The 23029-nt window shown below is 38.8% G+C and carries 22 protein-coding genes and 3 pseudogenes; 7 read left to right on the top strand and 18 right to left on the bottom strand.

The genetic code is table 11. The features are described 5' to 3' along the window. Positions 1 to 29: 29 nt before the first annotated feature. Positions 30 to 626: a TetR/AcrR family transcriptional regulator gene (locus MW695_RS00310; protein WP_247101460.1), complete on the bottom strand. Its 597-nt coding sequence runs from the start codon at positions 624 to 626 to the stop codon at positions 30 to 32. 270 nt (positions 627 to 896) lie between these two features. Between MW695_RS00310 and MW695_RS00305 the strand changes: the two are divergent. Beyond that, positions 897 to 1201: pseudogene (locus MW695_RS00305) on the top strand (transposase); the annotation flags it as partial. 345 nt (positions 1202 to 1546) lie between these two features. Here the strand turns inward: MW695_RS00305 and MW695_RS00300 are convergent. Beyond that, a complete protein-coding gene (locus tag MW695_RS00300) occupies positions 1547 to 2212 on the bottom strand; it encodes a nitroreductase family protein (protein WP_247101458.1) in 666 nt (221 codons plus the stop codon). An 82-nt stretch (positions 2213 to 2294) separates the two neighbouring features. Here MW695_RS00300 and MW695_RS00295 point away from each other — a divergent pair, with 82 nt between their 5' ends. Continuing rightward, positions 2295 to 2645 (top strand): winged helix-turn-helix transcriptional regulator, encoded by a 351-nt coding sequence (locus MW695_RS00295; RefSeq protein ID WP_247101457.1) that lies wholly within the window; start codon positions 2295 to 2297, stop codon positions 2643 to 2645. Positions 2646 to 2710: 65 nt separating this feature from the next. After that, positions 2711 to 2836, top strand: a complete 126-nt coding sequence (locus tag MW695_RS22610) for a hypothetical protein (RefSeq protein ID WP_260505812.1) — start codon at positions 2711 to 2713, stop codon at positions 2834 to 2836. Positions 2837 to 2936: 100 nt separating this feature from the next. On the opposite strand, the gene MW695_RS00290 is transcribed toward MW695_RS22610, so the two are convergent. Next, positions 2937 to 3668 carry a YqcI/YcgG family protein gene (locus MW695_RS00290; RefSeq protein ID WP_247101456.1) on the bottom strand — a complete coding sequence of 244 codons (732 nt, stop codon included), beginning with the start codon at positions 3666 to 3668 and terminating at the stop codon, positions 2937 to 2939. 66 nt (positions 3669 to 3734) lie between these two features. Next, positions 3735 to 4247, bottom strand: a pseudogene (locus MW695_RS00285) (helix-turn-helix transcriptional regulator); the annotation flags it as partial. 185 nt (positions 4248 to 4432) lie between these two features. Between MW695_RS00285 and MW695_RS00280 the strand changes: the two are divergent. Continuing rightward, positions 4433 to 4915 carry a hypothetical protein gene (locus tag MW695_RS00280; protein WP_247101455.1) on the top strand — a complete coding sequence of 161 codons (483 nt, stop codon included), beginning with the start codon at positions 4433 to 4435 and terminating at the stop codon, positions 4913 to 4915. Positions 4916 to 5253: 338 nt separating this feature from the next. Here MW695_RS00280 and pdxR read toward each other — a convergent pair whose 3' ends face one another. After that, positions 5254 to 6708 (bottom strand): MocR-like pyridoxine biosynthesis transcription factor PdxR, encoded by a 1455-nt coding sequence (gene pdxR, locus MW695_RS00275; protein ID WP_247101447.1) that lies wholly within the window; start codon positions 6706 to 6708, stop codon positions 5254 to 5256. Positions 6709 to 6772: 64 nt separating this feature from the next. Here pdxR and MW695_RS00270 point away from each other — a divergent pair, with 64 nt between their 5' ends. Further along, a complete protein-coding gene (locus MW695_RS00270; RefSeq protein WP_247101445.1) occupies positions 6773 to 7318 on the top strand; it encodes a pyridoxamine 5'-phosphate oxidase family protein in 546 nt (181 codons plus the stop codon). A gap of 284 nt (positions 7319 to 7602) precedes the next feature. On the opposite strand, the gene MW695_RS00265 is transcribed toward MW695_RS00270, so the two are convergent. Beyond that, positions 7603 to 8223 (bottom strand): LysE/ArgO family amino acid transporter, encoded by a 621-nt coding sequence (locus MW695_RS00265; RefSeq protein ID WP_247101443.1) that lies wholly within the window; start codon positions 8221 to 8223, stop codon positions 7603 to 7605. Between the two features lie 130 nt (positions 8224 to 8353). Here MW695_RS00265 and MW695_RS00260 point away from each other — a divergent pair, with 130 nt between their 5' ends. Continuing rightward, on the top strand, positions 8354 to 9799 hold the full coding sequence (locus MW695_RS00260) for an aminotransferase-like domain-containing protein (RefSeq protein WP_247101440.1): 1446 nt from the start codon (positions 8354 to 8356) through the stop codon (positions 9797 to 9799). 81 nt (positions 9800 to 9880) lie between these two features. Beyond that, entirely contained in the window at positions 9881 to 10258 is a 378-nt protein-coding gene (locus MW695_RS00255; protein WP_247101438.1) for a VOC family protein, read from the top strand. 262 nt (positions 10259 to 10520) lie between these two features. Here MW695_RS00255 and MW695_RS00250 read toward each other — a convergent pair whose 3' ends face one another. From MW695_RS00250 to MW695_RS00195, 12 genes and pseudogenes are all read right to left on the bottom strand, one after another. Beyond that, the gene (locus tag MW695_RS00250) at positions 10521 to 11369 is read right to left on the bottom strand and encodes an SDR family NAD(P)-dependent oxidoreductase (protein ID WP_308446060.1); all 849 of its coding nucleotides are present in this window, start codon (positions 11367 to 11369) and stop codon (positions 10521 to 10523) included. Positions 11370 to 11563: 194 nt separating this feature from the next. Next, positions 11564 to 12172: a TetR/AcrR family transcriptional regulator gene (locus MW695_RS00245; protein WP_247101434.1), complete on the bottom strand. Its 609-nt coding sequence runs from the start codon at positions 12170 to 12172 to the stop codon at positions 11564 to 11566. A gap of 112 nt (positions 12173 to 12284) precedes the next feature. Continuing rightward, a pseudogene (locus tag MW695_RS00240) lies at positions 12285 to 12486 on the bottom strand (IS4 family transposase); the annotation flags it as partial. Positions 12487 to 12624: 138 nt separating this feature from the next. Next, complete coding sequence (gene rlmH / locus MW695_RS00235) at positions 12625 to 13104, bottom strand: 23S rRNA (pseudouridine(1915)-N(3))-methyltransferase RlmH (RefSeq protein ID WP_247101432.1); 480 nt, start codon at positions 13102 to 13104, stop codon at positions 12625 to 12627. 64 nt (positions 13105 to 13168) lie between these two features. Beyond that, entirely contained in the window at positions 13169 to 13324 is a 156-nt protein-coding gene (locus tag MW695_RS00230; protein WP_247101430.1) for a CxxH/CxxC protein, read from the bottom strand. A gap of 208 nt (positions 13325 to 13532) precedes the next feature. Continuing rightward, positions 13533 to 14762 (bottom strand): S1C family serine protease, encoded by a 1230-nt coding sequence (locus MW695_RS00225; protein WP_247101428.1) that lies wholly within the window; start codon positions 14760 to 14762, stop codon positions 13533 to 13535. 556 nt (positions 14763 to 15318) lie between these two features. Beyond that, positions 15319 to 16116: an MBL fold metallo-hydrolase gene (locus tag MW695_RS00220; protein WP_247101426.1), complete on the bottom strand. Its 798-nt coding sequence runs from the start codon at positions 16114 to 16116 to the stop codon at positions 15319 to 15321. Between the two features lie 32 nt (positions 16117 to 16148). Next, the gene (locus MW695_RS00215; RefSeq protein ID WP_247101409.1) at positions 16149 to 16928 is read right to left on the bottom strand and encodes a two-component system regulatory protein YycI; all 780 of its coding nucleotides are present in this window, start codon (positions 16926 to 16928) and stop codon (positions 16149 to 16151) included. Beyond that, complete coding sequence (locus MW695_RS00210) at positions 16900 to 18285, bottom strand: YycH family regulatory protein (protein ID WP_247101407.1); 1386 nt, start codon at positions 18283 to 18285, stop codon at positions 16900 to 16902. The genes MW695_RS00215 and MW695_RS00210 overlap by 29 nt, the downstream gene beginning before the upstream one ends. Beyond that, positions 18282 to 20096: a cell wall metabolism sensor histidine kinase WalK gene (gene walK, locus MW695_RS00205; protein WP_247101400.1), complete on the bottom strand. Its 1815-nt coding sequence runs from the start codon at positions 20094 to 20096 to the stop codon at positions 18282 to 18284. Before walK ends, MW695_RS00210 begins: the two co-directional genes overlap by 4 nt. Beyond that, on the bottom strand, positions 20097 to 20801 hold the full coding sequence (gene yycF, locus MW695_RS00200) for a response regulator YycF (RefSeq protein WP_247101399.1): 705 nt from the start codon (positions 20799 to 20801) through the stop codon (positions 20097 to 20099). 353 nt (positions 20802 to 21154) lie between these two features. Beyond that, the gene (locus MW695_RS00195) at positions 21155 to 22618 is read right to left on the bottom strand and encodes a M23 family metallopeptidase (protein ID WP_247101396.1); all 1464 of its coding nucleotides are present in this window, start codon (positions 22616 to 22618) and stop codon (positions 21155 to 21157) included. Between the last annotated feature and the right edge of the window lie 411 nt (positions 22619 to 23029).

Below are 23029 nucleotides of genomic sequence, written 5' to 3'. Positions count from 1 at the left end.
TTCCACTTATGCTAGATTCATAACCATTACTACACGCTAATTCCAAACCAAAACATTCGCCACATCGTCTCAGCAGTCTGCTTGAAGGATTCATCTGACACATAATGGATTTGCATCATCACACCATCTGCTGCACAAAGAAAAGCAGTTACCAGATCTTCAACAGGCTCCGTACGAATAACTTCGTCTTCTATCCCTGATTTTATGACCGAAGCCAGCGAATCTTTTAACAGTAACTCGTACTCCTCCAGTTTGAGTCTTAATTCCTCATATAGAGCTGTAGGTGGAAAAAACAGCATATGTCGAAAAAATTGAAACTCAAACTGTTTATTTTCTTCTAACGGATATTCGCTTAAATAACGAAAATAGGTATGCAATTGCCGCTCAATAGATTGATCTGCCACTTGCTTCCTCAGTCGCTGCAAACTTTGCTTGTTATCTTCAACTAAGTCATGGACAATCGACATGAACAAAGCTTCTTTTCCCTTGAAATGAGAATACAAACTTGCTTTGCGAATTCCTACTTGTTTCGCAATCGCCTCCATCGATGTTCCTTCAAAACCATGAATTGCAAATAATTTCATCGCCTCTAACTGAACCCGGCCTGCTGCATTCGTTGTTTTCAAATAAAATCACCCCTTATCATACAACCTACCGTTCGGTTGCTTTTATTATAAAAAAAGGTTCGCTTTTTGTCAACCTTTCAGGTTTACCATTTGTATGAATAACGGCCCCAAAACCTCTGCTTTTTGCTCTTTTGGGGCAACCTCCGTAGGGACGTGGCACGACAAGCCCTTGGCCCTGTCAGTTATGCATTCTGCCAAATTAGTGGCACAACAAAGAGCATGGGCTTCATAACGAGGAATTTCGATAACCATTTGATAATAACCCTCTCGCCTTTCACTTCGAAAGCAAAAGGCAATCGCCAAATTCATTACAATTCGGTTTATGAAGAGTTAAAAGCCAAACAAAATAAAAAGCTAGCAAGTAAAGAAGGACGAACGCTCTACCTAAATAGAAAAATCGAAGTGGAGAGCGTATTTGGTCATGTCAAAAAATCCTTGGCTTTAGAAAACTCCACCTTCGAGGCATGAAAAAAGTGAAAATAGAGCTTGGGTTATTGGCCCTAGCGTATAACATGAAGAAGCGAGCGACAGTAGATCGTCGCTCGCAGGAACAAAAAGCTGGTGAGAAATCAAAAACTTCTCATCAGCTTTTGTAATTCAGGGCTTTTGAGACAGCCCCATCGGATGTGAAAATGATTCCATCTGAATTGGTTAAACATTTATTAGAGTTGGATGTTCAAGGATTCATCTAGAGCGATGTAAAAACAACTTTTCCTCAATGGATCACAATCAAACAAGTCAACGATCAGTTCTAGGACTGTGGATAAAATAGAAAACTTTAACTTTTCGGAAGTCAATCTATCCAGACCTTTACACTTATCCATATACTGTATCTTGATTCAGATTATTCAGAAGAAAATTCGGCTTCAAATCCTGATCTACTAATTCGTTACCTTTAACTAACCTATCCTATTAAATAACTAATCCATTTTATTTTTGAACATCACCTTTTCGACTTTATGTCTTACTGTGCTATGCCCCTCTTCCGTCCCTTTCCCAATTGCTATAAGCATGACATCTAAATATCTTTCGGAAATATTTAAAGCTTCTTTTAATTTCTTCGAATCATATCCCGACATCGTAATTGTTTCAAAACCAGCTTCATTTGCTAATAAAACCAATGACATAGATGCAAGACTAACATCTCTAGTTAATTCTAGCTTTAATTCTTCACGAGATTGATTCTCATAATAATTGATCGCATTATTCACTAATATGTTTTTTAGTGATTCATCTAAGTATCCTGCTTGATATGCCTCTTCATTTATCTCTATAATATTTTCTCTTTCAAATGCTTGATAATCACCCAACATAACGATTAAATGAGATGCATCTACTACTTGTTGTTGATTATAAGCAATAGGAAGTAATAACTCTTTTAAGCTCGGATCGTCAATTATTAAGTATCTAGTAGCTTGAATATTGTTTCCATTAGGGGATTTTGTTGCACTTTCAATTAATGATGTAAGTACTTCCCAACTTATTTTATAACTTGAATCATACTGTCTAACTGAACGTCTTGTTTCTACAATGCTTTTCACACTCATTTTATCAGCTCCAAATGTTTTTATTTCTGCACTCTTCAATTATAATTAAGGATAATAAATAAGAAAATAACGCACAAAAAAGTGGGTTAGCCACAATTTTGTGCCTATAGGGGGAAGAGCTATGGTTAGCTATAATACAGGAATTAATATTTTCATGAACGTCGCAGGCGGAAAGTGGAAATGTTTAATCCTCTATTTTCTAAGTCAAAAATCAGTCAGAACAAAAGAGTTTTATGATTTGATACCGGGGATTACACAAAAAGTCTTAACTGAACAGTTAAAACAGTTGGAAAAGGATGGACTTGTAAGAAGAGAAATATTTAAAGAAGTACCTCCTAAGGTTGAGTATAGCTTAACTGACCTAGGGAGATCATTTGTACCGGTATTGAATGCTATGTGTGAATGGGGGAACCAATATGCGGGTATGAAAGGAATACACAAAGATCAACTCATTGATTGTGAACATCATTAAGCATAGCTTTTAGCAAAGACCGACGAAAACAATATATTCATTTAACTCAAGAGGGAGAAGTTATAATGAAACAGGCATTTGCCACAATGGAAGACCGTTTTCTAAAACGCATACTAAACGCTTCTAACGATGATTTAGAAGAGATTGAACGTGCTATCCATACTCTCCAGAAGAAATTATTTCATTCTTAAACATAAGTTAACTTTCAATCAAAAACCTCATTTACTCAATAGTTCTCAGTCACAGAATATGAAGAAGCCTCACACTTCTGCAAAGTGCGAGGCTTTCCTATTACTGCCCTTTATGATGAAAAGGACATTCTCCCTGTATCGGTTCTGCATCATCTCCAATGAAGAATTGCTTCCATTCATTATGATCAGGGTCTCCAAAGTGAGAAATATCAGGATGTTTAGGGAGCTTATCCCATTTTTCTACTCGTTTTCTCACTTTTTCACGAGACATAATCCCACCCTTTTGTGTTCCTTCAAGTCCTTCAAAAATCTTTCTTGGCTGAAAACCAAGAATAAGGCTGTTTCCAAGGTTACGCGTTTTTCGTTGTTTGTATGCAGGAGCATTTCCAAACACAAAGATCGGTTCCCCGCCAAAATGGAAGTCCCATAAGTAATGTTCGGGATCTTTAGGTTTGTTGTCTGGCCATTTCTGTTTATCGTTTTCATGCAAGTATTGCAAAATGTCCCAAAACCTTTTACGGTAATGTTCGAGGTCATCCTTCTCTTCTTCAGGTTCTACAAAGACAAAAAGACCATGACGGACGTATGGGGGTTCTACAAAAAGCATTAAAAATTCCTCTACCGCATTGGGTAGGTTAGACCAATCGTCTTTAGTGATATAGGCATAACGAAGCTCCCCTTTCATCTCTGCTTTCATTCCAAAATAACAGGGAAATGTATCATTCGTTACAATCTGATGGAAGGTATTGTACTCATGTATGACCCATTCAGGAACGACCGCTGGGTTTGTCATATCATCCTTTGTTAACAGTATTTTATTCATTTCCTGCATACCATTCCTCCTTTTTACTTAGTCTTTCTCTATAGTTACCCGAAAATGCCTAACCAAAAACTCTACTTATGGGCAGTATAAACATAATCTCTCTTGTAATTCTTTAAAGACTTCTCCTGACACTTCCCTGACCTTAATATCCCTACCTAGAAAAAGCAACCAGTTAATTCGGTTAATTCTTCTGAATGATTAACATTGATAAAAGTCTTTAGAATGGCTGTGGTTTGGCAAGGGCTCGTATAGGAAATGGAAGCTTTCAAAGGATGGTATTTTTTAAACTGGACAATCGCCTTCGGACCAAGCTCTAGGACAAGATTGATGACTTCTTCCTGCTTACTTAGTTTTTCTAAAATCTTTTTTGTTAGGGTATGATTTGACATGATGTAAGCTATCAACAGGAAGCATCCTCCTCTTTTCATCCTATAAGCCAAAGCCTTCTATCATCCAAAGGCCTTTTTCATTATAAAGGTGCAAGAAAATGGGATAAGCCTTTATGACCTGCTCTTCTTTGATGGTAATCAATAAATAGCTATCCAAAAGGAGAATTTGGATAAGCCTTTCTAACATAGAATGCGGGAGGTGTATATACACAAATTTCTATTTGACCATAAAGTATATACCAGTAGAGCATCAAGCTTAGTAGCCAATCGTAAAAATGCCCAATCGGGTTGCTTAAGCAATTCTGTTACTTTTTTTGTTTAAATCGAATAAATATATGAACCGAAAGTAACACTATACACAAAACTAATGGGGGTAGTAATGACATGAAACAGATTATTCTCTGGTCACTCTTGATATTGCCTTGGGCGTCCTTGTTTTTTTTGAAAATGGATACTGTGCGCAGGTACATGCCGGTCGCTCTATTTATGACCATTATACATACCTTATCATATCAAGCGGCTTATCATTACGGATGGTGGAACGAGGCAGATTCCAGTCTTTTCGGGTGGGATAAGGTCGCGCCGATTCCTTGGGTATATGGAGCATATTTAGTTATAGTTATCTGGGTATTCCACTTTACTTTTAATAATTTTTGGATGTATCTGACTGTCAATATACTTTTGGACGGGTTATATATGTACATCGTTTACCCGGTATGGCAACGGGTGGGTCTTGTTTCGAGTGAATCGACTATATCTACAATAGCTATTGTTGCTATGATGATCGGTTTTGCGCTTATCATCTATCTGTATCAAATGTGGCAGGATGAAGTGTTCAAACAGCCCAAAAGCGAAACTTATAAATGACCGAGAACTGACTTGATGTCCCTTCATTTGAGAAGAAAAGCGAAATGACCGGAAACATGGATATCTGCGATTCTAAGACTTGTCGACATTGACTTTATAATAGCACCTTGTACGAAGCATTCCACACATTCTACATTGGTTTCGCCTTCACCTTGCTAGGCCTTGTTATTGCGAAGTTGGCCATGGCTGTGAGAATCTGTGCATTTCCCTCAAGGATTCTCCTCTCAATCAAATGATACTCCTTGCTTATGCTTTATTTATGGTACCGTTTCGCCGTAGAGTATCTAAATGAGGTTTTATAATACTAATTTAGGCCCACTATTCAACAAAAATGAATCTTACCGTTCTTCCATTCCCGGAAGGCAGCTAGCTAGCAACCTGACTCCATTTTCAATTTCATCAATTGATAAACCACCAAATCCCAACATGATATAGGAATGAGCATCAGGGGGTGGATGAAGCCAAAACTTTACCGGGGAATAAACGTTGACACCCTTCTTGAGACCCCTTTCAATCAGCTCTAAGGCTGTTATCCCTTTTAGTTTCAATAAAATATGTAGGCCAGACTTTTCTCCTACGATTTTTGCTTGAGTGCCCATATAGTGTTCAATGCTCCTTAGCAAAGCCTGGTGCTTTCTTTGGTACAGCTTGCGCATTCTTCTAATATGCCTTTCGAATTCTCCAGATTGCATGAACAAGGCTATTGCCCATTGAATAATAGGAGAGACAGATTGATTATAAACGGCGAACTTCCGTGAATATTGAACCATTAAAGAAGGTGGAAGTACAATATAACTTAATCGAACGGACGGAAGAAATGATTTAGAGAATGTACCTAAATAAATAACTCTTTCCCCTTTATCCAGAGATTTTAGCGAAGGGATCGGCTGACCCTGATATCGAAACTCCCCGTCATAATCATCCTCGATAATGTATCCTCCCGTTTGATACGCCCATTTTAACATTTGCATTCTTTTTGAAATGGACAGAACCATGCCAAGTGGAAATTGGTGAGAAGGCGTTACGTATACGGCAGTTGCCTTACTCCTTTGAAGATATTCCATTGACAATCCGTCCTTTTCAAGAGGTATTGGTTCAATATGGCATCCCTGATCTTCAAAAACCGATCGCACACCCGTGTAACCTGGTTCCTCCATTGCCAAGGTTTCTTCTCGTAGTGCTAAAAGTTGGCAAATCTGCGTCGTGGAGGCCTGTGTTCCAGCCGTAATCAAAATTTGCTCTGGTGTAGATCGCACACCCCTTGATTGCAGTAAATAATTTGAAATCTCCTGTCGTAGTGCCAGTTCTCCCATTCCATCACTGTACTGACATAACCAGCTGCTCTCTTGATCAATTGCATCTGTCAGACATTTCTTCCATTGTTTTAAAGGAAATTTCTCAATATCAACATTCCCATATTCAAAATCAACAAGAGCCTTGCTTGGCGGCTTACATTCCAAATTAATAGGATGCTCCTTCGCAATCGGATGCAAAAAAGGTTTCTCGATCTCTGCTACCCATATTCCACTTCTAGGGACACTTTCGAGATATCCCTCTGATTGTAACTGCTGATAGGCAGCCTCAACCGTGTTTCGACTAACCTTTAAATGAAGCGTTAGCTGGCGAATGGATGGCATCTTCATTCCTGGTAAAAGTCTGCTTTCTTCAATTTCCTTCTTAATCCAATTATACAACTGACTGTATAATGGATCTTTTAAATCCTTTTGTAAAAATGGGGTCAATTCCACATTCAATCCTCCATCTGTCCCTATCAAACTTTTCAATTCTGGCACTTTTCCTGTGTACAGAAATTGTTTAAAATCATTTTATCATTTAAAAAGAGAGTGGGGATGGAAAATGAATAAAATCCGCCAAGAAAAATTAGAATGTAAGGATGATAAGCGTATTGAACAGTTTTTAAGCGAGACACGGACAGGATACCTTGGATTAACGGGTGGAGAGGTTCCTTATGTTGTACCTTTGAATTTTGTCATGATGAAGGAGGCCGTATATTTTCATGGAGCTGCACATGGGAGGAAAATAGATTTGATTCATTCCAACCCCAACTGTTGTTTCACAGTATCTGAAGATTATGGAACGATGGTAAGTCCTATACCAGCCAAGACTGATACTGCTTATTTTAGTGTGATGCTGTTTGGCGTACTCGAAGTAGTAACGGATTTGAATGAAGCAACAGCAGCCATGCAAGCGATACTCGATAAGTATGTACCAGGATACTATCATAACAGCCTATCACAAGCTCATATTGAGAAATACCGCTCCTCACTAGGCAGTCATACACTTGTTTATAGACTAGTTCCCAGCGTACGTACAGCAAAAGAAAATCCGTTGAACCCGCAATTGGCTTTTTACTCAGGGAGGAAAGTGGATATGGATATTTAACTTTCTTTTGTCTTGTGAGTCATTTCCGGTGGGGAGGGAGAGCTGATGCTGAAGGAGACATTAGCTCACTTTTCTACCTTTAATCGGTTCTGATATTTCTACAACATGTTCCTGTGACTAGCTAATTCGATAACCATCCCAATGTCGCTTTTTTTTATAAGAGGTCTATCCAAATTTTCAATGCTGATACATTCTTTTTTACCCTTTTTTTATCCAGAACTTTAATATACCATCTTCTTCCGCACAACGGTTTGGACCAATTTCCATTTAACGTTGTTTTTCTACTAAAGATATGCATACAAATTAAATCCTAAGTATAATGCCATTCCCAAAATTATTATTGCTGAAATCTGATTCATTTTTTTTAACAGCATTCGGCTGTTTCCAAGTTGTCCAATCTTCCGACCTAAAATGGCCAAAAAGAAAAACCAAATCCAAGAAACGACAATACATGCGATGGCAAAGATCAATTTGTCATGACCTGTGTAAGTGAGAGAACTCGTTCCAATGACACCAATAGTGTCAATAATCGCATGAGGATTAAGTAATGAAACTGAAGCAGCAAATGTGATCTGTCTTCTCGCAGAAAAACGATTTTGATTTTCGATATTGTCATTGGCTACTGGATTACTCCTCCACATCACAACCCCCATATAGATTAAAAAGATAAATCCAAATATAAATAGCAAAATTGTTAACCACTCAAAATTTAATACAACCACTGATACTCCTGTTACAGCCAGAAAGATAAGTATTGTATCACAAATCCCTGCTGTAATAATAGCGGGACAAGCATGTATGAATTTCTTATGTGTTGCCCCTTGGTTGAAAATAAATACATTTTGAACCCCTAAAGGTAAGATTAAGCCAAACGACAAAATTATTCCGTGAATAAGAGCCTGCAATTTTTTTCACCCCCGAATGTAATTTCTAGGATACCTAATGTATTTTATTGTGTCTTCAACCAATTGGATGGAAAAGCACCCAACCAATTTGCTAGTATATAAGTAAACAAGAAAGATTGAGGGTTATCTAATGAAAGAAATGAAGTGGAAACCACAAAAAAGTTCTTCAGTGCCTCTACATTTACAAATATATAATTACTTAAAAAGAAAAATAATGCATGGAGAATGGACAGTAGGAACGAAAATCCCCACCCAAAGGGAGCTGGCTAAACAGTTTCAGGTAAATCGAAGTACAGTGGTGTACGCTCTTGATGGTTTGATTGCGGATGGGTTATTAGAAACGAAAGTCGGTAATGGTACATGGGTAATAAATAATACTTGGAGTTTACTAACTTCCACACCTCCTCCTGATTGGAAAAGTTATGTTTCTTCAGGTATATATAAACCAAACCTTACTATTATTCAAGAAATCAACAGGGCTGAAGCACAACCAGAATTTATAAGATTAGGAACTGGTGAATTATCTCCAAATCTATTGCCGAATGATAAAATGAAGGAAATTTTACGGACAGGTAATGAGGCCTTGTCTTTAGGCTATGTCGAACCAAAAGGGCTTTTATCCTTACGTAAAACGGTTAGTGACTATCTAAAGCTTAAAGGAATTGTAGCATCTCCGGAATCCATTTTAATTGTCTCTGGAGGGCTCCAAGCCCTCCAGTTAATTTCCATTGGATTGTTAGAAAGAGGATCAACCATCCTTCATGAAACACCTTCGTATTTAAACTCTGTACATGTTTTCCAATCTGCAGGAATGAATTTATTAGGTATACCATTGGAGCAAGAAGGAATTAGAGTTGATGATATTGAACATTTAAAGCGACAGCATAATGCTACTTTACTTTACACAATTCCTAATTTCCAAAATCCAACTGGTACATTAATGACTGAAGGGAGACGCTCTAAACTATTAAATGCCTGCCAAAAATTATCTTTGCCTATTATCGAGGATGACGTTTATGGTGACTTGTGGATTGAAAGTCCTCCAGTCAATCCATTAAAAGCAAAAGATACTCAAGGGAATGTCTTATATATAGGGAGCATATCGAAGACACTAAGTCCCGGACTACGAATAGGTTGGATTGTTGGCCCTGAACCCGTCATCGATCGTTTAGCAGATATAAAAATGCAAACAGATTATGGTTCAAGCTCTTTATCACAATATACTGTAGAAAAATGGTTGGCTAGTGGCTTATACACTAGTTTCTTAAAGGAAATAAGAGCGGAGTTAAAGTCTAGAAGAGATTTTACCATTCAACTCTTAAACGATTTTTTTTTAGAAATTGCCACTTGGAGTCTTCCGAAAGGTGGATTTTATATATGGCTTAGGCTCAAATCTAATATCTCAACTAAGAAACTATTTGATTTAGCACTCAGAGAACATATCCTATTAAATCCGGGAATTATATATGATAAAAGCGATTTAAATCATCTTCGGTTATCTTACTCTTTTGCCTCATTAGAGCAATTAAAAGATGGACTAATTAGATTATCACAACTAATAAAAATTCTTACGTGAAGTAAAGGACGGATCGTACTGGGAAGGGAAGGAAATGATATATGATTATATGAAATAGATATTTGAAAGGAGAAATGGATTATGGAAACGACAATGGTTCAAAAAGTTGGACAGATTGGTGTACCTGTTAAAGACTTGAATAGAGCATTACATTTTTATAAAGAAAAAATGGGTCTCTCCCTTCTTTTTAACACTGTCAGTATGGCCTTCTTTGAATGTAATGGTTTACGCCTAATGTTAACACTACCAGAAAAAGAGGAATTCGCTCATTCAAGTTCGGTTATTTATTTTCAAGTCACTAATATTAAAGAAACTTATGAGCGCTTAGTAGGTAAAGGAGTTAGTTTTATCGATGAACCACATGTGGTAGCAAAAATAGGACAAACAGAAACATGGATGGTATTTTTTAAAGATACAGAAGATAATACGCATGCATTGATGAGTGAAGTACACGTTTAAGAATATTAAAAGAAGACCGTCTAAATCACATGGACGGTCTCCTTCATTTTGTATTAGCCTTTTAATACTTCTTTATTTATGCAGAATTACTTTTATCCTTAGCTTTTAACCTTATTAGAAACGGATTCTTTTTTCATTTATTTAGTGAACGAAAGAGTTACGAGAAAGTCTATTAGATAGGCGATATTAGCTTATTTCTGAAAATAGAATAGGACTGGTTTATATTTATTCACCGTCTACCTTTATTCTGCCTAACATACTTCTATATTTGTTTCTCTAATCCTAGAACATTAGAACTCCAGTCCCATAATTCTTCCGCTCGGTTTTTATTGTATGATTCTTTAGATGATGGAATTTCTTTTAGACCATCCCAATACTTCCCACTCTTCCCCGCGAAGCTATTATTCACTGTTAAATTGGCAAGATCCTTACCTGATTGTTTTGTCGTTCGAATACCTGGATGAAAATAACGCATTAAAGGAAAGACATTATTCCACATGAATTTGACGAAAAAATTATAATCCCGAGTTAAACCTGATCCTTTTCCCGGCATAAAACCAGGGTTAAACGCTTTTACAGTAATAGGAAGTTTAGCTTTTTCAATGCGGCGTGTTAATTCATAGCTGAAATACAGATTACATAACTTAGAAGTCGTATACCGTGTCGGACCTTTCATATAAGAGGGGATATCCAATGATTTATCAGATTTCTGCGGATCTGCCAGTATACTAGGGTGAAAATATTTCGGTGCTGGCATCCCTGTTTTCTTACTGGGGTCATGCGTATCACTGCTTACCACAATGACAGATCCTTGCTCTTGAAATTGGTTAATAAGTAATCTGACTAGTAGAAAATGTCCAAGATGATTGATCCCAAATGTACCTTCAATCCCATCAACCGTCGTTTCGGTTTTAGAAAATTGAATTCCTGCATTACAAATAATGCTATGTAACGGCGGGAAGTCACTTTGATTAAACTCTGAGACAAAATGATGAATAGATGAAAAAGATACTAAATCTACAACCATTCCAGTGATATGTTGATTTCCCGTAGCTTTGATCAATTCACTTACAGCGGCATCCACCCTTTCTTTGTTACGTGAAGCTACAATAATTTGCTAATCTCTTTTTTTCATTGCTATTTCTCTAGCTGCTTCATACCCTAATCCAGTATTTCCTCCAGTAATTATGACCGTTTTATTTGCATTCTCCATATATCACGCCTCCTCATCTTTATATATGATACGATACTGTATCGTATAATATATTGTCAATAAAAAAACTTGCTTAACAGCAAGAAATTTTATCAGTTGGCTTTTATCCCGTTTAACACCATATCAATACCTGCCTTCAAGCTGGATTCCATATCCCTTGTAGTTGGCTTGAGTAAGAGTTGATAGATAATAAATCCGATTAAAAGTTCGGAAACAAGATCAAGATCTGTATCATCGCGTAATTGATCTTGTCCAGAGTACTCTAGCAAAATCTTTGAAATTTCCTTCGTTTTAGGTAGAGAGTGGTTCTCCCAATACGTTTCGGCTATTTGTGAATTACTTGATAAGGTTGAAATTAACAAGGAAAGCATCTGTTTACCAAGAGGATTATTCATTTGCTTAGAAAAGTTTTGCGATAGTTCATATAAGACTTGATCTAACTCTCCATGTGCAGGCATGTTCATCTCAGGTTTCAAGTATCCGAGAGCTTCAATAATTAAATCATCTTTATTATTCCACCTGCGATAGATCGAACTCTTGCCTACCTTTGCTTTCGCAGCAATAGATTCTATACTTATTTTCTCAACCCCAATTTCTGAGAGTAACGTTAATGTTGCATCAATTATACGTTTATCAACATCACTACTCCTTGGTCTTCCTTGTGAGTTTTGTTTGGGGGGAGTCATTTTATGAGAATCCAACGGTATCCCTTCTTTCTCTTCGTGACTTTAAAATATTGTATCATATATGCCTGTTTCTTATTAAACTATCCAGAGACTAAAATATGAGAAAGTTCCGCTCTTTGTAGCTTTATTGCCTTTCCATATTATACCTATGCAAACAATTAGGAGGAATAAAGAAGAGACTTTGGAATATATCCGGATTCATGCTGTTTAATAGGCGTGATAGCTGAGAAATACTAATTGAATCAAGGTCGATACCATTTTGAACTTGATCATCAAAAAGGGCAATCACTTAGTGCATGAAGACTTTCGATTTCCTGCAGCTGTGCAAAACTAAAAGAGTGAAGAGTTTGGGTGTTTTTAATATTGGAATTTAATTAATGCAACACTAGTGTAAATCCGCGTTGCTTTCCGCTGAAAAGTGGCTCAATTTTAAATTATCAAATACAACATTAAACCAAAAGCCTCATTTACTTATGGTACGGTTCCCCCCGCACTATCCGAAACGCCCGATATACCTGTTCCACCAACACCAACCTCATCAACTGATGCGGAAACGTCATCTTCGAAAATGATAGCGCTTCATTCGCGCGTTTCATGACTTCATCACTCAATCCAAGCGATCCGCCGATGATGAAGGTGATCTTGCTTTTGCCATAGGTCGCAAGCTTGTCAAGGTTTTCGGCGAGTTGTTCAGATGTGAGCATCTTGCCTTCGATGGCGAGGGCGATGACGTGGGCGTCTGGGTGGAGCTTGGCTAGGATGCGTTCGCCTTCTTTTTGTTTGACCTGCTGCATTTCGGTTTCGCTTAATTGTTCGGGTGCTTTTTCGTCAGGGACTTCGATGATCTCTATTTTTGCGTAGGCGCCTAGGCGTTTTTCATATTCGGCGATCCCTTGCTTTAAATATTTTTCTTTAAGCTTCCCGACCGTGATAATCGAGATATTCACATTGTTCACAACCTTTTTATTGTTTATCCACAGGTTTTATCCACATATCAACATGTGGATTTACTTATTTTATCGTGTAAACCGGTTCGTTTTTGCAGAAACTACATGTTGTGGACAGTTTTTGGCTCTGTTCGATTTTGTCGACGATTGGCGGATGCTCTGTTTCATCGACTACTATATCTAGTGCTAGTTCAATATGCTCTTCACACGCGTAATACATTTTGACAACATCCTTTCACATTTTTTCATTATATCATACCCACAATTCGCTTGTGGATGAATACTATTTATTGAACCTCGAAGCGATTTGGACTTTGATGAATTCATCAAGCGAGCCCACTGCTCTTCCTTAAATCCAAACTTCCTTCCAAAAAGAAAAGCTATCCACAAGAGGATCACCTCTCATAAATAGCTTCTCTTATCTATGATTAAAAGCTTTGCTGTTCGCTAAGCTGTACATTGACTTCTCGACGTTGGCCGTCTCGGTAAATCGTGACGACAATTTCTTCTCCGATGTTTGTTTCTGTGTATAAATACTTACGGAGATCATGACCGTCATTGATTTCTGCACCTTCGATTTCAACGATTACGTCATATTCCTGGAAGTCTGCTCGATCAGCTGGGCTTCCTGGTGAAATGCTCGTAATGACGACTCCAGCTTTCACGCTTTCTGGTAGGTTCAATGTTTCCTCCCAATGATAGCTTGCAATTTCGCTTAATGAGCGAATACCGACACCCATTTGTGGACGTTGCACTTCTCCTAATCGCTCCAAATCCTCAATAACCGGAATCGCTATTTCTGTCGGGATTGCAAAGCCAATCCCTTCTACGGCACTTTGGGCAATTTTCATCGAATTAATCCCAATCACTTGACCTTCAATATTAATTAGAGCTCCACCACTGTTACCAGGATTAATCGCTGCATCGGTTTGCATGACCTCCGCATACCAATCTACTTGACGATTTCCAGTTAGATCAACCGGAATGCTTCGTTCCGTTGCACTAATAATCCCTTGTGTGACCGTACTAGAGAATCGGAGCCCGAGTGGGTTTCCAATCGCAATCGCCGGTTCACCGACACGAAGCAAGCGCGAATCACCAAATTCAGCAACGGTATCCACGTCGCTCCCATCTATTTCAAGGACGGCTAGATCGGTTATGACGTCACTTCCTAATAGCTCTGCTGGGACTCGCGTGCCATCCGTTAAGCTCACTTCAATTTCTCGTGCATTTTCTATTACATGATGGTTAGTCACGACAAAGGCTCGATCTCCTGCTTGCTTATAAATGACCCCTGAGCCCGTGCCCTCCTCAGTCGATTCTTGCTCAAAGAAGCTTGCCTGTCTCGTATCAACGATAATACCGACGACCGCATCTGACACCTTGTCAACCGCATTCGTCACATCTGAATTAACATCCACATTAACGGTACGTAACGAATCCTCAGCTTGCTCTCCACTCTCTATTAATCCCAATTGTTCATCATTCGAGTCTAGGAATGAAAGATATCCGAAATTCGCTAGAGTTGGAATTGCTAATAAGACAATAAGTCCACCGACGACCGCACCAAAAAAGGCCATCAGCAACGAATTGCCCCGCTTAGGTGCTGGAGACTTTTGGCGTTGCATCTCCGTTACGTGATCATCATAATACCCCATAATCAACTAACCCCTTTCGACTTTATTCTATTAATTCTATAGCAGTCTCACCTGCTTTATACAAAAAACACCTTATACTTATTATTATAAGGAGGTGTGAATAAAATACTAGAACTTCGCTTACTTTTAGGATATTTTTGACGATTGTTTCATATTTACCATATAAATATGAGTCATTGTGTGACTGGATAGATACAGACACCGTATCAAGTGGATCGTCATTCCGCTATTTGCTCCATAACGTCACTTTTTAACACTTTTCGGAATTCCCGTTCCTTTATTTAGCGATTTCAACTTCAATCCTCTTGCCTTATAACCAATTAACGACATAAGGATTCCTCTCTATTCTCATATCAGGCATATTCTTTGTTTTAGAGGAATGACGAATCCGAATCCATATTTTCTCGTGTCACAAGTTGGATGAACACTCTCTGTATCCATCTATTTTCCTTTACATCATATATAAAACGCCTGATACAAGTTATTCTCGTATCAGGCACATAAGAAGCTATTATCAATCAGAGGAAGGACATCGTCCTCCCCCATTAAACTCCATCTATGAAACAACCGCAAGCGGCGTCGGCTTCAGCGGATCGGTATCGTAAAGCTCAAATTGCTCGCCAACCGCCATTCCTTGCTCCTTTAACACTTGCTCGACCGAAAGACGAGCTAAATCCTTCATATTGTTATCTAAGCTTAAGTGCGCAAGGTAAATGCGCTTCGTATTATCGCGTATGACATCAGATAAGGCAAGTGCCGCATCCTCATTGGATATGTGACCAACATCACTTAATATACGTCTCTTCACACTCCACGGATACTTACCCATTCGCAGCATATTCATATCATGATTTGATTCAAAGATAAACATATCTGCGCCTTCAATGGTTCCTTTAATGCGTTCACTTACATAGCCCATATCTGTTGCAAGCACAAGCTTCTTGCCACCATGATGAAAGGCAAAGAACATCGGCTCAGCTGCATCATGCGACACCGCAAATGACTCGACATCAAGATCACCGAAGCTCTTCACTTCGCCTGTTTTGAAGATGAATTTCTGCTCTGTTGCGATTTGGCCAAGCTGCGAATCCATTGCCTGCCATGTTTTTTCGTTTGCATAGATTGGGAGCTTATGCTTTCTCGCGAAAATCCCGACCCCTTTTATATGATCACTATGCTCATGACTCACAACAATTCCGTTCAATTCCTTTGGATCACGCCCTATTTTCGTAAAGAGCTCGTCCATTTTTTTGCCACTTAAGCCAGCATCAATTAACAGGCGCTCTGTTTCAGTTTCCACATAAACAGCATTGCCTGTACTACCACTAGCTAAAACACTAAAGCGTAATGTCATCCAATCTTCCTTTCTCCTTTTGTACCCCTCTATTACGTCAAATGCTGTACGGAGCTATTAATCGCATGAACTAAATAGATTTCCTCTTCAACCGTTACTCTCCACATTGGGGCAAACACTTGAACGTCACCAGCTGGACTAAAAAAGCTATAATAGCCAAACTGAACATCTGTAATCGTATCGTTCATTCCAATTAGCTGATCACTCCACAGCTTTTCAATCGCCTTTAAGCTCGACAGCATCTCCGGTTCATTATCCTGCTGTTCTTCAAATTCAAAGTAACGCTGTTCATATGATACCACTTCACGATCATCATTTAAATACAACCTTAACGGCTCATCATCGAATGTATAGGCTGTGTAATCTTCGTAAGCCTGGTATAAATATAATGATTGAGTCTCCAATTCATACCCACCAAAGCGATAATCCATACCTTTATACACATAAGACGATAAGAACTGAATTAAATCCTCAAAAAACTGCTCCTCTGACAGGAAGAAAGGCTCCTCTAAAATCGATTGAATTGCATGATCCTCTTCCATTTCAATTAATTGACCATTTGTGACGAGTTCACCCTCTTCAAATGGAACGTGTTTTCCAACGATTAATGGGCTTAAGATTTCAACTTCAGGAAGCTCAACATCAATGGTGACATTGTTTTCAATAAGCATTTCTTGAATCGTCACTTCTTTAATTAAGCTCATTTGATTCGCATTATTCGTTTCAACGAGCTGCCATGTTAAGTACACATTCAGGAGCAGAAACGTCACTATGAAAATCGTTTTAGTTCGATTCCAATCCATCGTCGTCATCTGCTCCTTCCTCTTCATCAACAGTTTGCTCTTGGCTTACTGCCTCGACCTGGCTTGCCTCAATTCGTTGCCAACGATTGCCGTATAACACATACCAATGTGGCTCCAACGTAACAAATGTTGGGTTTCGCATTTCCATTTCATAGCCGAGGCTCACCTTTACGATTCGTTGCCGTTCATAGTAATCATCCTGCTGTAACGAGCGAACGACATCCTCACCAGAAGGCAGCTCAACTCTTTGTGTCGTATTTAATGGTACTAAATCAAGGTCAAATAATGGCCTAGAGTAAGCAACTATTTGATTCCCGGACCTCATTACTGACAGCTTCATTAGATCTTTGCCATCAATACTAAATACAGGGAGACCGTTCATATGTAAACGGAACTCAACCTCTTCTCGATTATTTAGATTCATCCAATTGCTGAGTATATAATCATCTGTCCAGCCGCCATGCCCATTAATAAATTCATATCCGGCTTGAGTTACATGCTTCGACAGCTCCTGAACCTCAGAGAACATCGGATTGCCATACTCCATAAACGTGCCATTATGACGAAGGTTAATCATTCGATTTCCGTCCGTATACGAATCCTCACCGTCTGACTGCTGATAATACTTCACCGCACTCGGATCGGTAAATAACGATTGTCTAAATAAATCAATCGAAATCGGTGACGCTCCATAAGACAGCGTATCAACAATCATTGGCTCAGTCGTCACATACACATGCTCAGTCATGAGTGACGACTGTGCTCGCTCCTCCTCTAAAGAACGTACTGTGACGTATTCATCACGATTTTGAATAAATAATCGCTCAAATTCACCAACCGATAAATTCGATTTCAATGAGCCGACTCTGCGCTCATCACTTGAATAATATTGCATATACACTTGATCGTGTACATCATGAATATAAAGATAGACACGATCAATTTCCGAAATAGGTGTTTGATAGTCATCCTCTAATGTTAACATCGTGAAAAATAGTTCCGCTGGTATCGAGGTAGGAAATACGAGCTCAATTCCCCCCCGTTCTGTAATAAGAGGATACGGCTCCGTCATAAATACGTGATCGGCCTCATAATTAGCCTGTCCCAGCTTTTCTAATAGCTCATAAAAATCCTCACGGTCTCGCGGGATCATCGCTTTCTCACCATCAGCATGTACAACGATTTGATCAGGTCGAATCACTTCCTGTAAGCTCCGCTCTTCTCCAATCAGTTCATTTGATACATAACGTGATGACACATCTAGTAGCGCAATGTCAGGCTGATACGTATACAAACTCCAAGATAAAATCACACTCATACCAATAAGAATAATTAATATGGCGGATTTCATATGCTCCTTATTCATGATTTTGCCCCCTTACTAGCATAAGGCAAAGTAATAAATATCGTCGTCCCTTTCCCGTACTCACTCTGCGCCCAAATGTGTCCACCATGCGCTTGAATGAGCTCTTTAGCAATGGCTAATCCAAGCCCTGTGCCACCAACACTCCTTGCTCGTGCTTTATCGACACGATAGAAGCGTTCAAAGATTTTTGTCTGACTTTCCCGGGGAATACCCATTCCTTGGTCAGAAATACTCATTCGAATATTCTTTCCTTGCAGTAACAAGCGGATTTTTACTGTCCCGCCCTCAGGTGAATACTTCATCGCATTCGATATAATATTATCTAATACCTGTGTCATTTTATCACGATCAATGTCCGCATAAATTGACTTTTTATTCAGCTTTCGATGAAAGTCAATGTTCTTATTTGACGCAATCATTTCAAAGCGTTCAATCGTCTCATCCAAATATCGATTTATTTCAACAGTCTCTAGATTCAACTGATAATCATCACTATCAATTTTCGAAAGCTGCAGTAGATCCTTCACGAGTCGAATCATTCGATCGGTTTCATTTTGAGTCACATGTAAGAAACGCGGGGCAATCTCTGGATCTGCCAACGCACCATCCTCTAATGCCTCCAAATAGCTTTTCATGGTTGTTAATGGCGTTCGTAGCTCATGAGACACATTTGCTACAAACTCACGTCGATCCTGTTCGATCTTTTCTTCCTCTGTTACATCATGTAAAACAATAATTAAGCCATTGACAGGACCACTTTCCTCTTGAATAACCGAAAAATTAGCCTCTAACAAAAACGCTTCCTCATCGTAACTAAAATCAAGCAAGATCGAATCCGCCTGCTCATATAAGTCCTCAACGGTTTGTTCCTCTAAATGGAGAAGTTCGACAATCGATTTCCCTACAGCCTGCTCACTTGTAACTGACAACAGCTCCTCAGCACGCTTATTCATTAAAATAATGTTCCCATCTTGATCGGTCGACATCACCCCATCTGTCATATGTGTTAAAACCGATTTAAGACGCTTCTGCTCACGATCACGAGTAACGGTCGCATCACGTAGCTTCATTGTTAGATCATTAAAGGACATCGCCAGCTGACCAATTTCATCGCCACTATAAACGGAAACCTGATTCGTAAAATCACCACGCCCCATACGGAGGGCTTGCTTTCGCATATCAATAATCGGTGCGGTAATCGTTCGTGCTAATAAAATGAATAAAATAATCGAGATAATCGTTGCAATGAACACACCACTAATGAGAATCGTCGTAATTTGTCGTGTTTGATCATAAATCTCTTCAATGGACGCTTCAATATAAAGAGCGCCAACCGTATCCTCTTCGATGTTAATTGGTACAGTAAATACTCGAACACGCTGTCCGTTGCTAGGATCACGAAGCAAGGCTTCATCTGGTGTTCCAAGTAAAGCGCGCTTTACACGAACCTCTGTGGTCTGCTGTCCGACAATTTGTCGATTAGCTAAATTGGATGTACTTATAACAACCTTGTTTTGATCAATGACTTGCACTTCGGCATGTTCAATCGAAAAAATATCACGGAGCAGTACATTAATATTGGAAATAAGCTCTGATCGCTCCTCATGCTGACTTTCTATTTCCTGCGCAATATTGTATGCAAGTAAATTAGCGCGTTCATCTAGCATCTCATAATAATTTTCTAGCATTTGACTTTCAAGCTGATTGGTGAAATAGACACCTACTACTTGCATAGCAACGAAAATAATTAAGACGTAAATAATAATGAGCTTAAACTGGATTGACTTAAAAAAGCCGACCTTCTCATTCATTTACGATTGCTCCTCTGATGGAGAAGCGAGGTAATAGCCAACACCACGTCTTGTCATAATCCAAACAGGGTAGCTTGGATTATCCTCAACCTTTTCCCGTAAGCGGCGAACCGTTACATCCACTGTACGAACATCTCCAAAGTAATCATACCCCCACACGGCTTGTAGTAAATGCTCCCGAGTCATCACTTGATCAAGATGCTTCGCTAAATAATGAATCAATTCAAATTCACGATGCGTTAAATCAATCGTCTCACCGCGCCTCTTCACTAAATAAGAATCTGGGTAGATCGACAGCTCGCCAATCGACATTTCCTTATGTGCTGGCGTCTCCTCATTTGACTTGTGCCGGCGTAGGTTAGCCTTCACACGTGCAAGCAGCTCTCTCGTACTAAATGGCTTTGTCACATAATCATCTGCTCCAAGCTCCAAGCCAAGCACCTTATCAATTTCTGAATCCTTTGCCGTCAACATGATGATCGGAATATCATAATCCTTCCGCACCTCACGACATACGTCCATTCCGTCCTTATATGGGAGCATAATATCTAACAAAATCAAATCAGGATTCTCTTCTTTTACAAGCTTAATCGCTTCTAATCCATCATAAGCACAAAGAACGTCAAACCCTTCCTTCTCTAAATTAAATTTCAAAATATCTGCAATTGGCTTTTCATCGTCAACAACTAAAATTCGTTTATCCATCTGCACTCTCTCCGATCTCTTTAACAATTTCGTTCATCTATGTCTAATAGCTACCTTTTCTTACTTGCGTCGTACGAATGTAGGATCCTTACAGATCAACGTGTAACGAACATGAACGAAGCCGACACTGTTCTCACTTTTTTAAATTTTATACTTTCTTTACATATAGAAAACATATCTCATAAAGAGGCTTACTAGTAATAATTCTCTACCTTTTACTTTATCTCCTTCCTTCCTAACAAGCAAATCAAAAAGGAAAGACAAGTTCTTCCTCGTAATACATTCCTATTTTTTTAGAAAAAAGAAAAGGCAAGTTAAAAGTACTCTTCTCTTTTAACCTACCTTTTCTTCAATTAACGATTCAAATAATCCATTGGATCACGAAGGCTTCCATCTTCATACACTTCAAAATGTAAGTGAATGCCTGTAGAGTTCCCGGTTTGACCCATGACTCCGATTTTCTGTCCCTTCGAAACGGTTTGACCGACACTTACATCAATCGAATCAAGATGTGCATACATCGTTTCAACGCCATTGTTATGATCAATACGAACGACATTCCCGTATCCACCTTGACTACTCGCTTGAGTCACTGTTCCGTTATCCGCAGCTAAAATATCATAGTTACTCGGACGAGCAATATCAATTCCTCGGTGGAAACGACCCCAACGATTCCCTTGATAACTGGAGATGTATCCTCCAACTGCTGGCCAGCCTAGCTGACCTGACCCACGAGATGGCGTTTCCTTCGTACCTTTCACAACGATACGATTAACAGGCTCCTCTGTTATTTCCTCAGAAAGCACATCACGCTTCGTTAATGAGCCATTTCTTTCTGTAATTTCGTACTCAATTAATTGTGTACCCTCTTTACCTTCTTGAGTGACCTCTTGTTCACCCTTCCACATCGAATCGTCTTCCTTCACTTCTGTTTCATAAGGAATCGACTCTTCGGTTATACGAATTTGTACAGTGATGACATCTAATACCGATTCATAGGCTGTCACATTCATTTCGTCACCAATTTGAATTAAGCTATCCTCTTCAAGCCCGTCATTCAAGCTTAGAAATTCCTTTAACGTTAAATCATGGTCGTTGGCAATACTGCCTAATACATCACCTTCTTGAACCTCGTAGACCTTTTCTTCAAGTACTCCTTTTTTCAATAAAGTTAAAGCATCCTTTAAGGAAAGCACTTCACTTGGCTCAACTGTCGCTTCTTCTAATTCGACCTCTTCATTAAAGTCAATGTCAGTGTACATACGTTCATCGACTTCTATATCGCTCGTGTCCATTTCTTCTTCTAATACCTCTAAGAACGCTTCATAATCCTTTTCAGAAACATATTGAATAATATATTCCTTTAAAAGCTCATCCGCTTCTTCCTCAGAAGCAACATAAACAGCTGGCTCTCCCTCTACGACAACCGCTATTGCCTTTGCCTCTACTGTTAAATCCTCTTTCAATATTTCTGTAACTGTCTTATTCTGACTACGCGTATGGAAAACAAATTCTGGAATCACTTCAAGCTCTTCTTTAATATGTAAAGATACTTCTAGATCGTCTGATTTGCCTTCTTCTAGCTTCTCTTGCACAACCGTTTCAACCACTTCTTCATCATTAACAAAACCAATATGTTTATCATCAACGTAAACGTGGTATATCGTTTGTATGGAAAGTGATTCTTCCGCCTTAACTGTAGTTGTTCCGACAAAAAAATACATCATCATGAACACACATAAGAGTGATGCTAAAAGTAAACCACTTGTATTCCTTGAATAGTACTTATGTATTGAGCTATCCCCTACTTCACTCATGCCAAACCTCCTATTAAACATATAAAATTAAAATGTAAACGTCTATCATGTATGTCAAAAGTTCGATTTTAAAGACAAGTTTCGATAACCTCTATTATTCTAGCATAAACTTCGCCTATTTTCATAAATATATTTAAATGTTAAAGGATTGTAATATAACTGTAAGATAAGAAAAACACGACTGCGTTTTACTTATAAGCGTTGTACGGAGCCGTTACAACGTTTTTTAGTCTTTATGAAAGTGGGGTTCTTTCATAAAGACGTGTAACGTGTAACGTGTGAAGCCAATGCCACCTATGAATTCACCTACATCTTCCTCGATTCTCCCCTAAGTTTCTTCTACGTCATTTAGAAATTCGTATTTTATAAGAAAAGCGAGAAGGTGTTTCATTGATCTGAATGTGGCCTCTC

This window comes from Halalkalibacter sp. APA_J-10(15), from assembly GCF_023017105.1.
GTDB lineage: Bacteria > Bacillota > Bacilli > Bacillales > Bacillaceae_D > Halalkalibacter.
This window is presented reverse-complemented; position numbering and strand designations above follow the sequence as displayed.